The organism is Sporanaerobacter sp. PP17-6a, from assembly GCF_900095615.1.
GTDB classification, from domain to species: Bacteria; Bacillota; Clostridia; order Tissierellales; family Acidilutibacteraceae; genus Acidilutibacter; species Acidilutibacter cellobiosedens.
Genome location: NZ_FMIF01000004.1, coordinates 67,616 through 85,790, shown reverse-complemented (window position 1 = coordinate 85,790; position 18,175 = coordinate 67,616). Strand labels below are relative to the sequence as shown.

At 33.1% G+C, this 18,175-nt stretch carries 22 protein-coding genes and 1 riboswitch; of the genes, 4 read left to right on the top strand and 18 right to left on the bottom strand.

All coding sequences use genetic code 11. The annotated features are described in order from the left end of the window. Positions 1–37 precede the first annotated feature (37 nt). The 9 genes from deoC to nadE all read right to left on the bottom strand — a co-directional run bounded on the left by deoC (position 38) and on the right by nadE (position 6,302). The gene (gene deoC, locus PP176A_RS03415) at positions 38–691 is read right to left on the bottom strand and encodes a deoxyribose-phosphate aldolase (protein ID WP_071139160.1); all 654 of its coding nucleotides are present in this window, start codon (positions 689–691) and stop codon (positions 38–40) included. A 21-nt stretch (positions 692–712) separates the two neighbouring features. After that, positions 713–1,285: a phosphate propanoyltransferase gene (gene pduL / locus PP176A_RS03410; protein ID WP_071139052.1), complete on the bottom strand. Its 573-nt coding sequence runs from the start codon at positions 1,283–1,285 to the stop codon at positions 713–715. A gap of 182 nt (positions 1,286–1,467) precedes the next feature. Next, positions 1,468–2,064: a flavodoxin family protein gene (locus tag PP176A_RS03405; RefSeq protein ID WP_071139051.1), complete on the bottom strand. Its 597-nt coding sequence runs from the start codon at positions 2,062–2,064 to the stop codon at positions 1,468–1,470. Between the two features lie 4 nt (positions 2,065–2,068). Beyond that, positions 2,069–2,605, bottom strand: coding sequence for a folate family ECF transporter S component (locus tag PP176A_RS03400; protein WP_071139050.1), 537 nt, complete (start codon positions 2,603–2,605; stop codon positions 2,069–2,071). Between the two features lie 66 nt (positions 2,606–2,671). Continuing rightward, a riboswitch (THF riboswitch) is annotated at positions 2,672–2,764 on the bottom strand. Between the two features lie 27 nt (positions 2,765–2,791). Continuing rightward, positions 2,792–3,733 (bottom strand): restriction endonuclease, encoded by a 942-nt coding sequence (locus tag PP176A_RS03395; protein ID WP_071139049.1) that lies wholly within the window; start codon positions 3,731–3,733, stop codon positions 2,792–2,794. Further along, positions 3,734–4,372 (bottom strand): TIGR01906 family membrane protein, encoded by a 639-nt coding sequence (locus PP176A_RS03390; RefSeq protein WP_071139048.1) that lies wholly within the window; start codon positions 4,370–4,372, stop codon positions 3,734–3,736. 70 nt (positions 4,373–4,442) lie between these two features. Next, entirely contained in the window at positions 4,443–4,616 is a 174-nt protein-coding gene (locus tag PP176A_RS16325; RefSeq protein WP_170177313.1) for a hypothetical protein, read from the bottom strand. A 135-nt stretch (positions 4,617–4,751) separates the two neighbouring features. Continuing rightward, complete coding sequence (locus PP176A_RS03385; protein WP_071139047.1) at positions 4,752–5,498, bottom strand: YebC/PmpR family DNA-binding transcriptional regulator; 747 nt, start codon at positions 5,496–5,498, stop codon at positions 4,752–4,754. Positions 5,499–5,573: 75 nt separating this feature from the next. Further along, positions 5,574–6,302, bottom strand: coding sequence for an NAD(+) synthase (gene nadE, locus PP176A_RS03380; RefSeq protein ID WP_071139046.1), 729 nt, complete (start codon positions 6,300–6,302; stop codon positions 5,574–5,576). Between the two features lie 247 nt (positions 6,303–6,549). Here nadE and pepV point away from each other — a divergent pair, with 247 nt between their 5' ends. From pepV to PP176A_RS03365, 3 genes are all read left to right on the top strand, one after another. Beyond that, positions 6,550–7,941: a dipeptidase PepV gene (gene pepV / locus PP176A_RS03375; protein ID WP_071139045.1), complete on the top strand. Its 1,392-nt coding sequence runs from the start codon at positions 6,550–6,552 to the stop codon at positions 7,939–7,941. Positions 7,942–8,082: 141 nt separating this feature from the next. Then, positions 8,083–8,442 carry a sulfite exporter TauE/SafE family protein gene (locus PP176A_RS03370; protein WP_071139044.1) on the top strand — a complete coding sequence of 120 codons (360 nt, stop codon included), beginning with the start codon at positions 8,083–8,085 and terminating at the stop codon, positions 8,440–8,442. Further along, positions 8,439–8,795: a sulfite exporter TauE/SafE family protein gene (locus tag PP176A_RS03365; RefSeq protein WP_071139043.1), complete on the top strand. Its 357-nt coding sequence runs from the start codon at positions 8,439–8,441 to the stop codon at positions 8,793–8,795. The genes PP176A_RS03370 and PP176A_RS03365 overlap by 4 nt, the downstream gene beginning before the upstream one ends. A 43-nt stretch (positions 8,796–8,838) precedes the next feature. On the opposite strand, the gene PP176A_RS03360 is transcribed toward PP176A_RS03365, so the two are convergent. The 5 genes from PP176A_RS03360 to yunB form a co-directional block, all read right to left on the bottom strand. After that, a complete protein-coding gene (locus PP176A_RS03360; RefSeq protein WP_071139042.1) occupies positions 8,839–9,231 on the bottom strand; it encodes a CoA-binding protein in 393 nt (130 codons plus the stop codon). Positions 9,232–9,297: 66 nt separating this feature from the next. Further along, positions 9,298–9,945, bottom strand: a complete 648-nt coding sequence (locus PP176A_RS03355; protein WP_071139041.1) for a YigZ family protein — start codon at positions 9,943–9,945, stop codon at positions 9,298–9,300. 121 nt (positions 9,946–10,066) lie between these two features. Next, complete coding sequence (locus PP176A_RS03350) at positions 10,067–10,525, bottom strand: NUDIX hydrolase (protein ID WP_071139040.1); 459 nt, start codon at positions 10,523–10,525, stop codon at positions 10,067–10,069. Between the two features lie 126 nt (positions 10,526–10,651). Further along, a complete protein-coding gene (gene hflX, locus PP176A_RS03345) occupies positions 10,652–11,944 on the bottom strand; it encodes a GTPase HflX (protein ID WP_306341339.1) in 1,293 nt (430 codons plus the stop codon). Positions 11,945–11,998: 54 nt separating this feature from the next. Beyond that, positions 11,999–12,655: a sporulation protein YunB gene (gene yunB / locus PP176A_RS03340; RefSeq protein ID WP_071139038.1), complete on the bottom strand. Its 657-nt coding sequence runs from the start codon at positions 12,653–12,655 to the stop codon at positions 11,999–12,001. A 158-nt stretch (positions 12,656–12,813) separates the two neighbouring features. Between yunB and PP176A_RS03335 the strand changes: the two genes are divergently transcribed. Continuing rightward, a complete protein-coding gene (locus PP176A_RS03335) occupies positions 12,814–15,828 on the top strand; it encodes a penicillin-binding protein 1A (RefSeq protein ID WP_071139037.1) in 3,015 nt (1,004 codons plus the stop codon). A gap of 29 nt (positions 15,829–15,857) precedes the next feature. Here the strand turns inward: PP176A_RS03335 and spoVAE are convergent, their stop codons facing one another. From spoVAE to PP176A_RS03315, 4 genes are read right to left on the bottom strand one after another with little or no spacing between them, the layout of a single operon-like run. Further along, complete coding sequence (gene spoVAE, locus PP176A_RS03330; protein ID WP_071139036.1) at positions 15,858–16,214, bottom strand: stage V sporulation protein AE; 357 nt, start codon at positions 16,212–16,214, stop codon at positions 15,858–15,860. A gap of 13 nt (positions 16,215–16,227) precedes the next feature. Further along, positions 16,228–17,247: a stage V sporulation protein AD gene (gene spoVAD / locus PP176A_RS03325; protein ID WP_071139035.1), complete on the bottom strand. Its 1,020-nt coding sequence runs from the start codon at positions 17,245–17,247 to the stop codon at positions 16,228–16,230. A gap of 2 nt (positions 17,248–17,249) precedes the next feature. Beyond that, on the bottom strand, positions 17,250–17,699 hold the full coding sequence (spoVAC, locus tag PP176A_RS03320; protein WP_071139034.1) for a stage V sporulation protein AC: 450 nt from the start codon (positions 17,697–17,699) through the stop codon (positions 17,250–17,252). Between the two features lie 20 nt (positions 17,700–17,719). Beyond that, positions 17,720–18,154 (bottom strand): stage V sporulation protein AB, encoded by a 435-nt coding sequence (locus tag PP176A_RS03315; RefSeq protein WP_071139033.1) that lies wholly within the window; start codon positions 18,152–18,154, stop codon positions 17,720–17,722. Between the last annotated feature and the right edge of the window lie 21 nt (positions 18,155–18,175).

Sequence of the window (18,175 nt, the reverse complement as noted above, 5' to 3'; positions counted from 1 at the left end):
TGCTTAGTGCGACACCCCTTTATTTTAAAAATACAGATTATTTTATACTATCTTGTACAATCTTTACAGATGAACTTGCACCTATCCTGTTCGCTCCCGCTTCTATCATCTTTATAGCTGTCTCATAATCTCTTATTCCGCCGGAAGCCTTTATCTTCATCTTATCTCCCACAACACTTTTAATAAGCCTTATATCTTCAACAGTTGCACCTTTGCCATTAAATCCTGTTGATGTTTTAACAAAATTTGCTCCTGCCTCTAAGGATAAATTACACGCCCTAACCTTTTCATCTTCAGTCAATAAACAGGTTTCAATAATAACCTTTACCAATGCATTACCTTTTGCTTTTTTAACCACTTCTTCAATATCCTCTTTTACCTTATCGTAATCTTTATTCTTCAGAGCAGCTATGCTTATGACCATATCCAATTCGTCTGCTCCGTCCTTTATTGATTCTTCGGCTTCCAAAGCTTTAATTTTACCGGTATTGGCCCCTAAAGGAAATCCGATAACCGTTGCAATTTTTACATTGCTGTTCCTAAGAATATTTTTTGCTAATTTTACGTAATAAGGATTAATACATACCGCATAAAAATTATATTTTTTTGCTTCATTGCATAAATTTTCAATCATTTCCTCTGTAGCATCGGGCTTCAGTAAAGTATGATCTATAAATCGGGCAATATCCATCATAATATATAGTACACCCCTTTACTTAATTATTTCTACTATATCTCCGTTTTTAATCCCTGCCGCATTTCCTTCTTCTATATCAACATGCATTTCTAATTTATGCCTTTCTCCTACTCTCACCAGTACATTTTCAAATACAAGTCCTCTTACTCCTCCGACTTTAACTCTTACGACATCTTTATCTTCCAGTCCATACTCCTTAGCTTCATCTGTGTACATATGAATATGTCTGGCTGCAACTATTACTCCCTGGTCAATTTGAATTTCTCCTTTAGTTCCGACTATTTTAGCTCCGGGAGTCCCGACCAAATCTCCGGAGTTTTTAACCATTGGCTTAACACCCAACACAAAAGCATCCGAAACGGAAATTTCAATCTGCGTCATTGCTCTGACAGGACCAAGAACTCTTACTCCCCTTAAAGTTCCCTTCGGTCCTATAATATCGACTTTTTCCTCCGCCGCAAATTGTCCCGGTTGAGTCAAATTCTTCTTTTTCGTCAATTCGTATCCGTCTCCGAACAATTTGTTCAAATCATCCTTCGTTAGATGTATATGCCTGTTGGACATAGCTATTGGTAATTTTGTTTTCATAAACTTTTCCTCCCTACTCTACATAAAATAATAATATAAACAATTTAACACATTAATTATATTCCTTTAAAATTTGAAAATCAAACAATCATAAATTAATTTTATTTAAAAAGAACAAAAATATACAAAAAATAAACCTCATTAAAATTAAGAGGTTTATTATATAAATTTTAATCCCAGTATCATCTGTAGAGATAAAAACTTTCCTGCCTATCTATATTTTTTCCTATGTTGTAAAGCTCATCCATTACATCGCTTCTATCGGAAACATTCTTCTTATCCGTTCCGGAAATAAAATAGTTTCCTATATACTTAGCGTCAATAACTTTAAACACCAAATCCATAGTAGTCACCATTGCGGAAAATTGATCATGATAAAAGTCGGCACCACCCACGCCTATAAATATACCCATTTTTTTATCTTTGCCTTTATACTTGGTATCATTATGATTGCATTTGAAAGCCCAGACTTTCTGACATCTGTCAATTACTTTTTTCATAAAACTGCTGACCGTATTAAAATAAAGAGGAGATGCAATAACAAAAATATTACTGTTGTCAAATCCCTCATATATTTCGTCCATATCGTCTTTTATAACACATTCCCCTTCTTTTTCACAATATCCGCATCCCACACAAGGAGAAATGTCTTTATCTATGATATTTATCTTTTTTACTTCATGACCTATTTCTCTCATACCTGTAAGCATAGCTTCTAATGCCCTGTCTGTATTTTTATTTTTTCTCGGACTTCCCATTAAAGCTAAAACCTTGCTCATTCCATCACCATCCCGCATAATATTTTTTTGAATATTTAAGATAGGTGGAAACCATCACAGAATCTAAAGGTATAGCTACAACACTGCTTAAAAGTCTGCCCGGGACCAATACCAAAAACCCTTTTCCAAACATAATTGAAAGCCAGTAGGTGTTTAAACATATAGAAACAATAAAATAAGTTATTGAAACTACAATGAAAACACCTTTAATATTAATATTTTTATTATTTCTTTTATAAAAAAATAATCCCGGTAAAATGCCCCAGAGCATTGAACTTAAAGTAAACCCCGGAAAATACGCTCCCTGAGGGTTAACAACTACCCCGATCAGATCTGCAGCTAAGCCACCTAATCCTCCCAAAGCAGGACCATATACCATGCCTGCCATCATCAAAGGTGCTTCTCCCAGGCCGAATCTCAATGCCGGAAGGCCTGCAATAGGTATGATAAAAGAAAAAAATCTTGTAAATATTATACTCATAGCCGTTAAAAGGCTAACAGAAACCAATGCCTTAGTACTAAAAGGCTGTACCTTCTTCATATATATTCCCCCTTCTTTAGTAACAGAAACCTGTTTCACTAAAGAGAAGGAATTCCTCTTTAATGGAACAGCGGACGCAGTAAAAAACCGCAGACATAGTCTTTCGTTTAAAGGCAACTTCCCATCCCTTAACACTTTACGCTTTTTACCTACTCTGTTTTGTTTAATTAATTATATAACAAAAGGTCATTTCTGTAAATTAAAATCGTGATTTTTAATAAAAAAATATAAATTGTAGCTCCCTGAAATTATACTTAAAGCTATACATATTCCTCCAACAACGGTATAGTATTTTGTATATCTTGTTAGATTTGACATCAGAATAAGAATTATCCCAAGAAAGAAAAATCTTAATATATTATGTTTAGAAAAAAATTGTTCTTTCATATTTACCCTTTTGGATAACTTCTCTTTTCTCTTGTTCACTATGATTTCTTCTATTTCCTCTTTTTTAGGTAATTTGCCTATTTTTTTAATAATTTCAATGATTTCGTCAAAATCAACTAACTTTATATGAATATATCCTCTTTCCTTTAATTCTTCGGTAAAATATGAATTTGTAACTATTAATCCTCTACTGGCCTCGGTTTTTTTTAGTTCCTCCATAAAACCGTTTATATCTTTTAATCCTATCCTATCGTCCTGGCTTTTTTTAAAACATGAAACTCCCCATATTTCATTATCAACAGTAAATAAATAGTCCAAATGGTTACTATATTCAAAAAAAGTTGTATTATAATATTCTTCTAAAATATCTTTTATATATTCCTTAAATTCATTGCTGCTTAAATTATTTATATCTTTCAATATCTTCTTTTTAACCAGTTCCTCATTTATTTGAGCAATCTTTTTTTTCATTTTCTTGTTTTTGAAATTATAAATTAACAACGAAAACAATATAGTTATTTGGACTGAAACAACAATGCTGAAAATAAAATACCCCGTTTCTGCATATAAAATGATTATCGTTCCTATGAATATAATGATTCTTAAAAAGAAACCATCCAAAAAATCTGCTTCTGTACTTTTTCCTTTTTTTATTTTGCCTATATAATAATTATTTATATATCTCTTTCTTTTCAAATCTTCTATATATTTTTTTAGTATATCTTTTTTATCGAAATCCAATTAATCTCCCGCCCTCTCATTTTTTATTTCATATATCAGTATTATTGACAAAATTGCAATAAATAATATCCCAATTCTTCTGAAAATATCTATAAAAAATGATTCAGGAAACATTCTAATCAATAAATCTGTCTTAGGATCCAAAAGCCAATAATCATTATCAAAGAGTATTAAATGAAAATAAGTAAAATACCTATTAAAATCATAAATGGATAATATTATCAACAATAATAGAAGTATAATGGAAAAAGCCGAAGACACCTTAACCGTATCTCTTAATAGCTTCTTGTCTTTTTTACGTAAAAAATATCTTGTCCATAATAATATAAACAAAGATAGCCCTTCTAAAAAAATTCCCCTTTGAAATAAAACCCTCACATCTTTAAGATGTATAATATCATTATTGCTGTACTTTTCAGAATATTTCAATTCTTTTGTAACCCCAGCCAAATACTTCATCAGAGCAACAGTTGTCTTTTCCAATTCTTCCATATTCATATGGGTTTCCTGAGAAATATTATATTTTTCATATTCTTTAAGAAAATATTTAATATTAAAAACATTTATCTGGAAACTAAATAGAAGTATGAATAAAGGCATAAAAATAAATAGTAATGCTGAACAAATTCTTTTTTTCATAAAAGTTTCCCTCCTATATCCAATATTTAAAAAAGATACTGAATAAAAGTAAAGGCCCTATTAGGGCCCTTTATGACATTGCTTTTTCTAATTTGTCTATATACTTTATGGGAAACATCTTTAACAGTTCTTTATACTGTTCCACACTTAATCCTTTTACTGTAGTATAAATATGAATTTTATCGTCTACAGATGCGTTTTTAAATTTTTCTTTTATCTCTTCAAAATTTACATTCTCTGCCATAAATACTCTCCTTTTCTTAGTGCTCTATTAATAGTATTATTAGATTTTAAAATTATATTTATTCAATAAGGAATTACTTTTCATCTTATTCATATTATTCATAAAAAGTTAAATGGTAACATAAATTTTTATATATTATTCAACTTCTAAATCATCAGGTATTTCCCAATTGTAATAAACTTCCTGCACATCATCGTTATCTTCAAGGGATTCTATCATTTTTACCATGTTTTTAATATCTTTTTCTTCGGATAATTTTATTGTATTCTGAGGAATATAAGATATCTCTGCCGTAACAAAATCATATCCATCTTCTTTCAATTTATCTCTTATAATATTAAAATCTTCAGGATTAGTCAATATTTCGAATTCCTCATCATTGCTTGAAAAATCTACTGCACCCATATCAATGGCTTTAAGCATCAATTCCTCTTCATCAATATTGTCTTCCCTTTTTATAACAACAAGTCCCCTTTTATCGAACATAAAAGAAACACATCCCGACTGCCCTAAATTTCCTCCGAATTTGTCAAAAGAATGTCTTACATCCGATGCTGTTCTGTTTCTATTATCAGTAAGGCAAGAAACTAATACTGCTATTCCTGCAGGACCATATCCTTCATAATTTATTGTTTCAAATAAATTTTCATTTTGATCTCCAGCAGCCTTTTTTATTGATCTATCTATATTATCATTAGGCATATTTTCAATTTTAGCCTTTTCAATAGCAGCTTTTAACAATGGGTTATATTCCGGTTCGGAGCCGCCTTCCTTTACTGCCACAGTTATAGCTCGAGCTAATTTTGTGAATACTTTTCCCTTCCTTGCGTCCTCCTTACCTTTCCTGTGCTTAATATTTGACCATTTAGAATGACCTGACATACTATTTCTACCTCCTTTAAATATACCCATTACTATTCTGCCACATAAAATAATATATTGCAATATATTTTAATATTACTTATTGTCTAAAGTAAAAACTTCGGGATTCTTTCTTTTATGCTCGCTTTTTTTATTCATCTCATCAATTCTGTTCTTGAAATTTTCGGGAGCTTTTCCGTACAATATATAATCGTCTAAAATATCATAGCTGAACCCCATTTCCTTTTCATCAGTCTGGTTTTCCCAAAGACCTGCTGTAGGAGGCTTAGCAATTATTACTTCCGGAACTTCCAAAAATCTTGCCATTTCTCTTACTTCTCTTTTTACAAAAGAACCTATCGGAGCTATGTCAACTCCTCCATCTCCATATTTTGTAAAATACCCTACTGTCGCTTCGCTTTTATTTCCTGACCCTGCTACAAGATAATTATTTAATTGGGCAAAATAGTACAGGGTTATCATTCTCAATCTGGGCTTTACATTGGCCTGTGCCAAATTATTGTCTGTTTTCGAATCCATTTTTGAAATAAATTCATCATATACACTACTTAAATCAACTGTCTTAACATTGATATTAAGTTTCTCAGCAATTAAATGTGCATACTTCTCATCTTCTTTATTGCTATGGCAGGGCATTATAAGTCCTAAAGTGTTTTCAGGAAATGCTCTCTTGGAAAGAGCCGCTACTACAGAAGAATCCACTCCTCCACTTAAACCAAAAATTAACCCTTTTTTATTAGCCTGCTCTACCTTACTTCTTAACCATTTTACTACTTCATCACATACCTGCTCTACATTTTTCATCATAATCCCTCCCAGTTAAATATATTCCTAAATAATATTTCTATTATATCAAATACAATTTATTGAGTAAAGAATTTTATAATTTTCATTGGCTCATTTTCTGGCCTATCTTAATTTCACATGTGTAATATTATCTATCATTTGTTCAATTATATACACCTATGTACATCATTTTCAATATCTTCATAAAAATTTAGATACCAGCAGGATGAAAAAAGAGTTAAAATAATCAGGGAGGTGTTTTTTGATGGATTTAAATAAAAAAGTCGACGAACTTAAAGACAGCCTTATTAAGTCTGTAGAAAAAGTTGTCAAAATTAAGAGTGTTCAAGAAGAGCCAAAAGATGGAATGCCTTTTGGTGAAGGTCCGAGAAAGGTACTTGATTGCGCACTAGATATTTCAAAAGAGCTTGGATTCAAAACAGTAAACATGGACGGCTATATAGGATATGCAGAATATGGCCATGGTGACGACTATGTTGCTGTACTGGGACATCTTGATGTCGTTCCGGAAGGAGACGGATGGAAATATCCACCTTACGCCGCCGAAATACATGAAGGAAAAATATACGGAAGGGGAACTCTGGATGACAAGGGACCTATAATGGCGGCACTTTACGGGCTCAAGGCAATAAAGGACCTTAATATGCCCCTTTCAAAAAGAGTAAGGGTGATATTCGGCACAAACGAGGAAACCGGAAGCAAAGAAGTCGAGTATTATATGAAGAAGGAAAAAGCCCCTGTTTCTGGCTTTACTCCTGATGCCGAATACCCGATAATATATGCAGAAAAAGGCATAACAATATTTGATGTTGTAAAAGATTTAAAGGAAGGATGCCAAAAGGGTTATAACATAAAATCAATTAAAGGCGGTACAGCACCTAATGCGGTTCCTGCTTATTGCGAATGTATCATGGACGGAGACAGCGCTGAGGAGCTTAAAAAACTTGCGGTTGATTTCTCAAATAAGACAGGATTTGACATAAAAGCAGAAATTAGCGGAAAAGATATTGTTGTAAAATCTTACGGTTTTGCAGCTCATGGCAGTTCTCCGGAACGCGGAAAGAATGCGGTAATGCGTATGTTCGCTTTTCTTGCTACTCTTCCTCTTGGCAATTGCGAACTAAAGGATTATATTGATTTCTTCAATAAATATGTAGGGGAAGAAACAGACGGAAAATCATTTGGCGTTTATCTTGAAGACAAGGAGTCGGGCAAGCTTACGTTTAACGTAGGATGCGTTGAAATGAAGGGTAACAGGATAAAGCTCTCTCTTAATGTAAGGTATCCTGTAACGCACAAGGTTGAAGATCTAATAAATCCTTTTAATAAAAAACTTGAAGGTACCGGAATAAATATTGAGAACATGACACATCAAAAACCTCTTTATTTTCCTGCAAGCCATCCGCTTATCAAGGTATTGCAGAAGGTATATGAAGAGCAAACCGGGAAAAAGGCTGACCTTCTTGCAATAGGCGGAGGAACATACGCTAAAGAGATGCCAAATATAGTTGCATTCGGTCCGATATTCCCAGGCAAACCGGATCTTGACCATCAGGCTAATGAATATATTGAAATAGACGACCTTGTCGCTAATGCTAAAATATATGCCCATGCAATTTACGAACTTGCAAAGTAATGCAAATCTATACTTCAAAATCCCATGCTTTTATAGCATGGGATTTTTTATCAATTGGATATTTAATCTTCATGAATAACTAAATTCTTTTAGGAAAAAGTATATAGTGATTAATATTAATTATATAGGTGGCATAATAATGTGAAAAAAGTAAACTTAAAAATTCTCCTTATAGGTCTTATCTCTGGATTTTTAAACGGTTTATTCGGCTCAGGAGGAGGAACCATAGTAGTTCCTGCTTTAGTTTTTCTTCTCGGAGTTGATGACTATAAAGCTCATGCTACCGCAATATCCGTAATACTTCCCTTAAGTATAGTAAGTACCATAATCTATTATACACATAAATCCATCCATTTAAATATAGCATTATTTGTAGCTTTCGGTGGAGTTATAGGCAGTTTTATAGGGTCCAAATTATTAAATAAGATACCAATTAACATATTAAGAAAAATATTCGGTTCTTTAATAATATTTGCAGCTATAAGGATGATGATAAAATGAAATTATTTATTATAGGGTTGTTTTCGGGAATAATCAGCGGTATGGGAATAGGCGGCGGAGTAATACTTATCCCTTCTTTATTAATTTTTACCGAGTTGACTCAGCAGGAAGCTCAAGGAATAAATTTAATAGTGTTTATACCCGTTGCTATCGTGGCCTTGATCACTCATTTAAAAAATAAAAACATAAAATATAAATTATCATTAAAAATAATAGGCTACGGTCTTATAGGAGCGGTTTTGGGCTCCTTTATTGCAGGTAAAATCAATTCTAAAGCCTTAAGCAAATACTTCTCCATATTCTTATTGATAATAGGGATTTACGAACTTTTTTCAAAAACAAAAAAGCAATAATATTAATTGCTTTTTTGTAAACCGTATGAAAGCTCCATTTCCATTAGTGTAAACTTCGTAATACACAATCGTTGTAAACCAGTTTAAATCCCAATTTTTCTCCTTTTTCCACTGTAGATTGCCTATATGAACCCGGTTGAAACCACAGGTTTTCTATTCCCATATCTTTTAGATCCTCCAACATCCCCTCTGTAATCTGGGGAGAAACTACAAAATCCACCACATCAGGCTTTACGGGCAAATCCTTTACGGTCTTATATATCTTCTTTCCATCGATTTTATCAACATTGGGATTTATTCCATAGACATCATAGCCTTTCTCTTCTAATTTTTTAAATATTTTGTATCCAAATTTTTCTTTATTGGAACTTGCACCTATTACCGCCCATACTTTTTTATTGAGCATTTCATCTTTATGCATATTTGGATATTCCATCATTTCACCTTCTTTAGTCCATTATATTCACTTTATTTATACCCTTGGTATCTGATTTCTATCATGCTAATCGATTTTTTTACAGTCCTTTAAGGACAGATATTTCTCTCCCAACTCTTCAATTTCCACCCTTCCGTTACATAAATCAATAACAGATGATATAAAAGAACTCTTTTCAAAAAAACTTACAAATACTTCTATATTAACGGCTTCATTAAATATTACATTTGAAATTATTATTCCCCTGCTTAAAAAAAAATTTTCAACCTTGCCATATATGCTATAATCTATTTTTATTATTAATTTTCGATGAAGTACTTTTTCAACGATTATTCCCGATTCGATAGCAATTTTAGCACTTTTTGTATATGCTCTTATAAGTCCTCCGGCTCCAAGTTTTATTCCTCCGAAATATCTTGTCACTACTACTGCCACGTTTCTTAAATCTTCCTTCTTTATTACCTCTAAAATCGGTATTCCTGCAGTACCCTGAGGTTCTCCGTCATCGCTGTATCTTTGTATATTATTATTTTCCCCAAATACATAACCATATACATTATGAGTAGCGTCCTTATAGATACTTTTTATCTCGTTTAAAAAATCAAGAGCATCTTCTTCGGAAGAAATCGGCAAAACATGTCCGATAAATCTGGATTTATTTATTGTAATTTCATCTTTTCCTTTTTTATGTATAGTTTTATATCGTTCTTCCATTTTCTCATCATCTCCGAAAACAATGTTATCAAAGAACAAAAGGAAAAGCCAATAAAATATTTTAAACAGAAATTATTTATTGATTTTTCCTTTTTAATAAATTTTCATATCCATGTCTATTCTAAACAAGCACCTCTTCTTTTTCTATATCGCCTATTGGGAATTCTTTTAATTTCAGATATTTTTTATAAGACAGTCTAACCAAAGATTTATCCTGACTATAGGTAATTTTTTCAACGGCTTCATCTATGTCAAAAAATCCACCTCCCGTAAATCCCTCTTCTTTATTAATCATAAATTTCTCATCATTACACTCCATAATATACCATATTATCACATTAAACACCGGTTGTTGCCTCGAATAAGAAAAAAATTCGTAATTGGTTTCCCCTGCAGTGGAAATAATCTCGGCATCAACGATACCGCTTTCACATTCCACACGTTCCAATGCAGTTTCCGTAGGAAGAAAACCATTACGAATTTTACCTTTTGGAAGTACCCATTCATCTTTGTCATTCTTGAGGATAAATACCTTATGTCCATGAAAAACCACTCCTCCTGCACAGTTTCTCACTATCATAATAAAACACCTCCACTTTTTTTATTCCTTCTTTATTATTATTAATACCCAATAATAATCCAAATATCAATAATAATTATGAATTAATATTTTAAATAAATAGAATGAATAATTCATTCTATTTATTTAAAACAGAATATATTCCTTATACCTTTCAAAATCTATTGAATTTAGGGATACATTTAAGTAAACTCCATCTTCTTCGTATTTCAAATTTTCAGTATTGTAGTTTTCACATATATTGGATAATAGATTTTGTTTGTCATAAGGAATTTTCAAAGCAACATAAAAAAACTTTTGCGGAATCATCTTCTCTATAGTGTCCATAAGAATACCTAAATTTATTTTCTTTTCTGCAGAGATAAATACTTTTTCCTTAACAATATTCTGATCGTAATAAGTATTATATATATCGACCTTATCTATCTTGTTCAATACGGTTATTATAGGTTTATCAATTACTCCCATCTCTTTAAGTATATTATAAGTGGTTTTTATCTGAATGTCTACATCCCTATTCGAAACATCTACAACATGAAGAAGTAAATCCGCATATTTTATTTCTTCAAGGGTCCCCTTAAACGCTTCGACCAATTTCACCGGAAGTTTATTTATAAACCCAACAGTGTCCGTTATAAGAAAATATTGACCTTTAGGCAATTTAGCTCTTCTATATGAAACATCCAAAGTGGCAAACAACATATCATAAGCAAATACATCTTTAACTGAACTTTCACCGCTTATCTCCAATATTTTATTAAGTAAAGTAGATTTTCCCGCATTTGTATATCCCACCAAAGCTACTATAGGAAGATTAGAAGCAAGTCTCTTTTTCCTTTTTACTTCTCTTATTTTCTCAATACTCTTCAATTGCTTTTCAATATTTGTAATTTCCCTTAAAACATGCCTTCTATCAGTTTCAAGTTTTTGTTCTCCAGGGCCTCTTGTCCCGATTCCTCCGCCTTCTCTGGAAAGATAATCTCTCATTCCTATAAGTCTCGGCAGCATATATTGGAGTTGGGCAAGTTTAACTTGAAGTTTCCCCTCTTTAGTTGCAGCCCTTCTGGCAAATATATCCAATATTAAATTTGTTCTATCAATGACTTTTCTGTCGATGGCATCTTCCAAATTCTTTATTTGAGCACCGGAAAGTTCATCATTGAAAGCCACAGTATCTATTTTTAAATCCTCACAATAATTTCTGATTTCTTCTACTTTTCCTCTTCCAACAAAAAAAGCCGAATCAATGTGATCCTTTTTTTGAATAACTCTTAAAACTACTTCTCCTCCTGCTTCTTCAACTAATTCTTGTAATTCATCCATAGAGTTATTAATGCCAATTTCTTCCTTGTCAAAATATATACCTGCAATAAGTACTCTTTCCTTCTCGTAAATATTTTCTATATCCAAAATTATCACCTTCATTCTTCAAAAAGTATTCTTACTAATTATATCATGTTTTTTAATAGTTATCTAATCAACTATTTCTATTGCATCTTCCTCTTTTGGTAATTCTATATACTGTTCCGGTACATCTCCTACTATTATGGTTTCCGCTATAGGAATATTTGTCGTGATTTCAATGTCATCGGAAATTAGCGGTACTATCATGCGTATACTCGTATTTATAACTAAATAAATTCTATGTCTTGTCTGGTTTATCCCGGATTGCTTAAATTCCGTGGCAAAATCCACAGAAACAGCCCCCTGAGGTACAATCGTTAACTTAATGCTTGGAAGCCTCAAAATTTGAGTATCAAAAACATTTTTTAATGGTACCTCTATCTTTGAAGCAGATATATCGGTAAGTTCTTTTTGTACTTCCAGAGCCACTTCGGCCGCAATATTATTCATCAATATGGTATTTGCCTGCATTAATGCAACTTTTCCGTCTGTACCATACCTTACAAATATTAGGTCGTTATAATTAATATCCTTACCTATTTTTTTCTTAACGGATTTATTTATAGTTTCGGTAGTTATAGCCCGGGCTTTTATCTCCGAAAGCGTAAGAACCGTAGGTCTTATGTTCTTATCAATGAAATTAAAAATATATAATATTATTCCTATTATTATTATGAGCCAAAGTATCCATTGCTTTTTCCTGAAATAAGGATTATATCTCAACATATTTTCCCCCTCTACACTATAAATATATGCATATAACATATCAGACTTTATTTGTATTTATTAAATTTTCATTATATAACTATTTATTAACAACAATTAATTTCTATGATATAATTAACCTAATTATATATGCCTTTTCGTATTAAGGAGGTATTTACGTGGCTGAAAATAAAAGAACACAAAAAAAGAAAAAGAAAGGAAAAAAACTTAAGATATTTTTATTAATTTTATTTTTACTTATAGTTTCTGCCATAGGCGCAGTAGGAGGTATAGTTATAGCAATAGCAAAAGACGCACCAAAGATCGATCCTACAAATATCGATTCAATTTTAAGTCAAACATCTTTTATTTTAGATCCTGAAGGAAATGAGATTGAAAAAATTCAAACTCAAGAATATAGAACTGTTGTGGATTTAGATAAAATACCAAAAAATTTACAAAATGCTTTTATTGCCATCGAAGATGAAAGATTTCGATCACATATAGGAATAGATCCAAAGGGTATTGTCAAGTCAACGATAGATAACATTAGAGCCGGAGCAATCGTAAGAGGTGCAAGTACTATAACTCAGCAGTTAGCAAGAAACCTATACTTAAATAATGACGTTAAATGGGACAGAAAAATAAAAGAGGCATATTTAGCATTACAAATTGAGAAAGTACTGACAAAAGATCAAATCTTGGAGGCTTATTTAAATAGAATATATTTAGGCCAAGGAGCTTACGGTGCTCAGGGGGCTGCCCAAACATATTTTTCAAAAAATGTGGAAGACCTGACACTTGCCCAATGTGCATTAATTGCGGGAGTAGTTAAAAGCCCTTATAAATATCCCCCATACAAAACAGTAAAGCCGGAAAATTTCGACAGCTCAACTCAATACGAAGTTGGAGAATTGGATATTTTAGGCGAGAAATATATTGCCGTATATAACGAAGACGCAGTTGAAAGGCAAAAAATTGTCCTCATGAAAATGAAAGAATTAGGCTATATAAGTGAAGAAGAATATCAAGAGGCATTAAAGGAGGACATAAAAACCGAGCTCAAGCCAGGAAGAAAAAAAATCACCGGCATCTCTTCATATTTTACTGATTATGTAAAATCCCAGGTAATCGATGCATTAGTAAATGAATTAGGGTATTCAAAGGAAGACGCCGAGAATGAGTTATTTACCGGAGGATTACGAATATATTCAACTATGGATGTCGACATGCAGCATAAATTAGAGGAAATATATAAGAATTTTACTGAAGAACTTTTCAATGTAAAAAGTGCTAAAGCACCCATACTTATTGATTGGAAACTCGATAAAAATAAAAACATTTTAGGCGAAAATAATAACATCATATATTATAAACAAGAAAATTTATTTAATAAAAATTATGATTTAATAGTTGAAAAAGGAACTTTTGAATTAGGAGATACAGGGTTAAAAATAAATAATAAAAAGTTCTCCGTTTACAACAATAGCATCACCATCTCTGATTATTACAATATTAATGAAAAGAAAAATCTCGTGACTCATAATGTTGGGGCTTTATCTGTACCTGAAAAAAGTCTCACTAAAGGTGACAATAAAGAATTTCTGATTTCAAAGGAATTTTTAAATGAAAATAAAGATTTTTATTCCATTGATGAAAAAGGAAACCTTCTAATAAATTCAAAATACTTTTTCAGAAGCAGCGATGGAGTTGTACAGCCTCAATCCGCAACGGTTATATTGGATTATAGGACAGGAGAAATAAAGGCTTTAGTTGGCGGAAGGGATATCGAAGGAGCAAAATTGTTAAACAGAGCTACTTCTTCCAGAAGACAGCCCGGTTCTTCCATTAAGCCAATTGCAGTGTATCTTCCTGCTTTAGATAACGGTTATACTGCGGCTACTCCTATCGATGATGTTCCATATTATGATCATAACGGGAATATTTGGCCTAGAAATTCCTATAAGGGATATAAAGGAATAACTACCTTAAGAGCTTCCGTAGAACAATCTATTAACGTAAACTCTGTAAAAACACTGTCTGATATAGGAATAAAAACTTCAATGGAATATTTAACGAAATTGGGGATTATAAACCCGGATGATCCTAAAAATGACAGTTTCGTTTCAAGTGCTGAAAATAAAAAAAATAATGATGAAAATTTATCAGCATTAGGGCTGGGCGGAATGACGAAAGGTCTTACTCCCTTGGAGCTAACCGCGGCTTATGGAGCTATTGCAGACGGAGGTACTTATACAAAGCCCCTATCTTTTACTAAAATATTGGATAAGGATGGCAATGTGCTTATAGAAAATACTCCTCAAAGAAATAAGGTAGTATCAGAAGGTGTAGCGTTCGTAATGTCTGATATATTGAGGACAACTGTTACTAACGGAATAGCCGGAAGGGCACAAATTCCTAATATGCCTACTGCCGGCAAAACCGGTACTACTCAAAACCAAGCTGATATTTGGTTTGTAGGTTTTACTCCCTACTATGTGGCGGGGGTGTGGATCGGAAATGATTCTCCTCAAATAACTTTAACAAAGGGAAGTTCCATGGCAGCAACATTGTGGCAAAAAATAATGACCGATGTTCACGAAGGCTTGGAAAAAAAGAATTTTGAAAAACCTGATAGCATAGTGACCGCTCAAATATGTACCCAATCGGGAAAATTGCCTACAAGTTTATGTGCCCGGGATCCAAGAGGCAGTACCGTCCGCAGTGAAATTTTCGTAAAGGGGACTGTGCCTACCGAGCAGTGCGATGTCCACGTAGAGTTAGACATTGATACCGTAACAAATAAAATTGCTAACAAATATTGTCCTCCCGGAAATGTAGAAAAAAGAGTTTTCATAAAAAGAAATCCTCCGTATAAACCTGCGGAACACGGTGGAATTCTTCCTAATGATTATAAATATACTGCCCCGACGGAAGTATGTGATGTCCATAATCAGGAAAACAGTGTAAATGATTGGTTGAATGATTGGTTTAATAACGGAAACGACAATAATGATAATGGAAATGATGATAATAACGGTAATGATAACGACAATGAGAACAACAATAACGGCAATAATGAAAACAACAACGGGAATGGAAATGGCGATAACAATAATTGGGATGATGATGATAATAACGGCAATAATGGGAACAATAACGGCAATACCGATCAAAATAATGTATCTCCTTAAGAAAAAAAGCTAAGGAAAATTAATTTTCCTTAGCTTTTCGTTTTGGGAGTAAATATTATAGACATAATATACCCAAATATTATAGAGGCTGCTATTCCTCCTGCCGTAGCCTCTGTTCCTCCTGTAAAAGCTCCAATAAAACCTTTTTTGTCCACTCCTTCCATCACTCCTTTACATAAAGAGTAACCGAATCCGGTAATAGGAACAGAAGCACCGGCTCCTCCAAACTTCATTAAGGGTTCATATAAACCCACTGCAGTTAAAATTACCCCCGACGTAACAAACATGACGAGAATATGTCCCGTTGTAAGCCGTGTTGTATCTAATATGATTTGACCTACGACGCATATAAGCCCCCCCACAATAAAAGCTCTTATATATTCCATTTGATTTAACCTCCTAATTCTTAAAATTACTTATAGATACGGCATGAGCAATTCCCGGGATAGTTTCACCCTGAAGAGTACTGGTAGATGAATGAAGAGCCCCTGTGGATACAAGAAGTAATTTATCTATGTTTCTTGATTTCAATTCACTATATATATATCCGTTAAATACAGAAGCTGAACATCCACATCCACTGGCTCCGGCATGAACATCCTGTCTTAAATTATCAAATATTTTCATTCCGCAATCATCATATACCTTTGATAAATCATAGCCTTGGCTATCCATAATATCCAATAAAACGCTCTTTCCCACTGCTCCCAGGTCTCCGGTAAGAATCATATCATAATCATCAGGATTAAAACCGGTATCCTTAAAATGTTGCATGATTGTGTCTACTGCCGCCGGAGCCATTGCCGCCCCCATATTGTTGACATCATTAATCCCTGGATCTATGACTTTCCCCGTTGTAACATAATTAATATAAGGACCCTCTCCTGAAGAAGAAAGAAGGCTGGCGCCACAACCGGTTACGGTCCATTGAGATGAGAAAGGCCTCTGAGATCCATATTCCAGCGGAAATCTATATTGCCTCTCAGCTGTACTAAAATGGCTTGATGTAGAACATATAATATTGTTTGCAAAGCCTCCGTCTATTAACATTGCTCCTAAACTTAAAGATTCGGACATAGTCGAACATGCACCATAAAGTCCGAAAAACGGTATGGAAATCTGTCTGGCAGCATAAGCAGATGAGATGATTTGGTTTAACAGATCACCGGAAAAAAGATAGTCTATTTCATTTTCGGTAAGATTTGCTTTAGTTAACACAAGTCTGATTGCTTCCTCTTGCATCTTCTTTTCACATTTCTCCCAGGACTCCTGTTCCCACAAATCATCCTCCAATATTATGTCAAAATATTCTCTTAAAGGACCATCTCCTTCTTTAGGTCCTACTATAGTAGCAGTGTTAATAATTGAAGGAGAATTGACAAGTTTGATTGTGCGTTTCCCCATTCTTTTGTTTTCCATTTCTACAACCCCTTTGTAAGTAATAAATATATTAATCCCACTACAACGGAAGTTCCTATTCCATATACAAGTACCGGTCCGGCTATAATAAACATCTTGGCCGCTACACCAAAAATTAAACCCTCCCTTCTAAATTCCATTGCAGGAGCAACTATAGAATTAGCAAATCCAGTAATAGGAACGGCTGCGCCGGCTCCAGCTTTTTTGCTTATCTTATCATAAACTCCTATTCCTGTAAGAAGAGCTCCCAAAAATATAAGGGTTATGGAAGTAGCCGAACCTGCAATTTTCTCACTAGCACCCATATGAGAAAACCAATTTGTAATTACCTGGCCCAATGTACATATTAATCCGCCTACTATAAAAGCCCAAAATATGTTTCTGGCATATGTAGGTTTCGGTACTTTTTCCTTTACATATTTTTTATATTCCTTTTTATTTAATTTATCCATTTTAAAATTCTCCTCTCCTTTTATATTAAAAATAACCAGTATATCAAAGAACCAAATATTTTTCCAAGTACCATTGAGGTAATTATATAGAACATATAATTTTTTACCCTGAGTTTTCTTGTTGCAACAGGAATTACATTTAATGTTTCGGCAAGAGCAGAGGCTAAAGCCCCTACAAATATTCCCAATACAATTCCAAATATAATACCAAATACAGCACTAAAAAAGACAATAGAATATTTATGTAACTTAAAATCAATTTCCAAAAAATACATAAAACTAAATATTCCGGTAGATACGCTTAAAATAAATTGATATAATTTTATGTGTTTTTCCGTTCCGGATAGTTGGCAAAACCTCGGTATAATCTTAAGCAAAGAGAGTAATGCAGCAAAAGCACCTCCCACTACAATACCTGAAGAAATTCCTACAACAATTAGTAAGCATAGTTGCATCGATATTCCCCCATCAGTTTA

What these genes read in the sequence shown, in the direction of transcription:
- spoVAC (WP_071139034.1), bottom strand. Translation starts at nt 17,699, where the DNA reads ATGGATAAATTAAATAAAAAGGAATATAAAAAATATGTAAAGGAAAAA.
- PP176A_RS03405 (WP_071139051.1), bottom strand. Translation starts at nt 2,064, where the DNA reads ATGAGCAAGGTTTTAGCTTTAATGGGAAGTCCGAGAAAAAATAAAAAT.
- PP176A_RS03315 (WP_071139033.1), bottom strand. Translation starts at nt 18,154, where the DNA reads ATGCAACTATGCTTACTAATTGTTGTAGGAATTTCTTCAGGTATTGTA.
- deoC (WP_071139160.1), bottom strand. Translation starts at nt 691, where the DNA reads ATGGATATTGCCCGATTTATAGATCATACTTTACTGAAGCCCGATGCT.
- PP176A_RS03390 (WP_071139048.1), bottom strand. Translation starts at nt 4,372, where the DNA reads ATGAAAAAAAGAATTTGTTCAGCATTACTATTTATTTTTATGCCTTTA.
- PP176A_RS03355 (WP_071139041.1), bottom strand. Translation starts at nt 9,945, where the DNA reads ATGGAAGAACGATATAAAACTATACATAAAAAAGGAAAAGATGAAATT.
- PP176A_RS16325 (WP_170177313.1), bottom strand. Translation starts at nt 4,616, where the DNA reads ATGGCAGAGAATGTAAATTTTGAAGAGATAAAAGAAAAATTTAAAAAC.
- pepV (WP_071139045.1), top strand. Translation starts at nt 6,550, where the DNA reads ATGGATTTAAATAAAAAAGTCGACGAACTTAAAGACAGCCTTATTAAG.
- PP176A_RS03385 (WP_071139047.1), bottom strand. Translation starts at nt 5,498, where the DNA reads ATGTCAGGTCATTCTAAATGGTCAAATATTAAGCACAGGAAAGGTAAG.
- spoVAD (WP_071139035.1), bottom strand. Translation starts at nt 17,247, where the DNA reads ATGGAAAACAAAAGAATGGGGAAACGCACAATCAAACTTGTCAATTCT.
- pduL (WP_071139052.1), bottom strand. Translation starts at nt 1,285, where the DNA reads ATGAAAACAAAATTACCAATAGCTATGTCCAACAGGCATATACATCTA.
- PP176A_RS03350 (WP_071139040.1), bottom strand. Translation starts at nt 10,525, where the DNA reads ATGATAGTGAGAAACTGTGCAGGAGGAGTGGTTTTTCATGGACATAAG.
- PP176A_RS03365 (WP_071139043.1), top strand. Translation starts at nt 8,439, where the DNA reads ATGAAATTATTTATTATAGGGTTGTTTTCGGGAATAATCAGCGGTATG.
- spoVAE (WP_071139036.1), bottom strand. Translation starts at nt 16,214, where the DNA reads ATGGAATATATAAGAGCTTTTATTGTGGGGGGGCTTATATGCGTCGTA.
- PP176A_RS03360 (WP_071139042.1), bottom strand. Translation starts at nt 9,231, where the DNA reads ATGGAATATCCAAATATGCATAAAGATGAAATGCTCAATAAAAAAGTA.
- nadE (WP_071139046.1), bottom strand. Translation starts at nt 6,302, where the DNA reads ATGAAAAATGTAGAGCAGGTATGTGATGAAGTAGTAAAATGGTTAAGA.
- PP176A_RS03400 (WP_071139050.1), bottom strand. Translation starts at nt 2,605, where the DNA reads ATGAAGAAGGTACAGCCTTTTAGTACTAAGGCATTGGTTTCTGTTAGC.
- yunB (WP_071139038.1), bottom strand. Translation starts at nt 12,655, where the DNA reads ATGTTGAGATATAATCCTTATTTCAGGAAAAAGCAATGGATACTTTGG.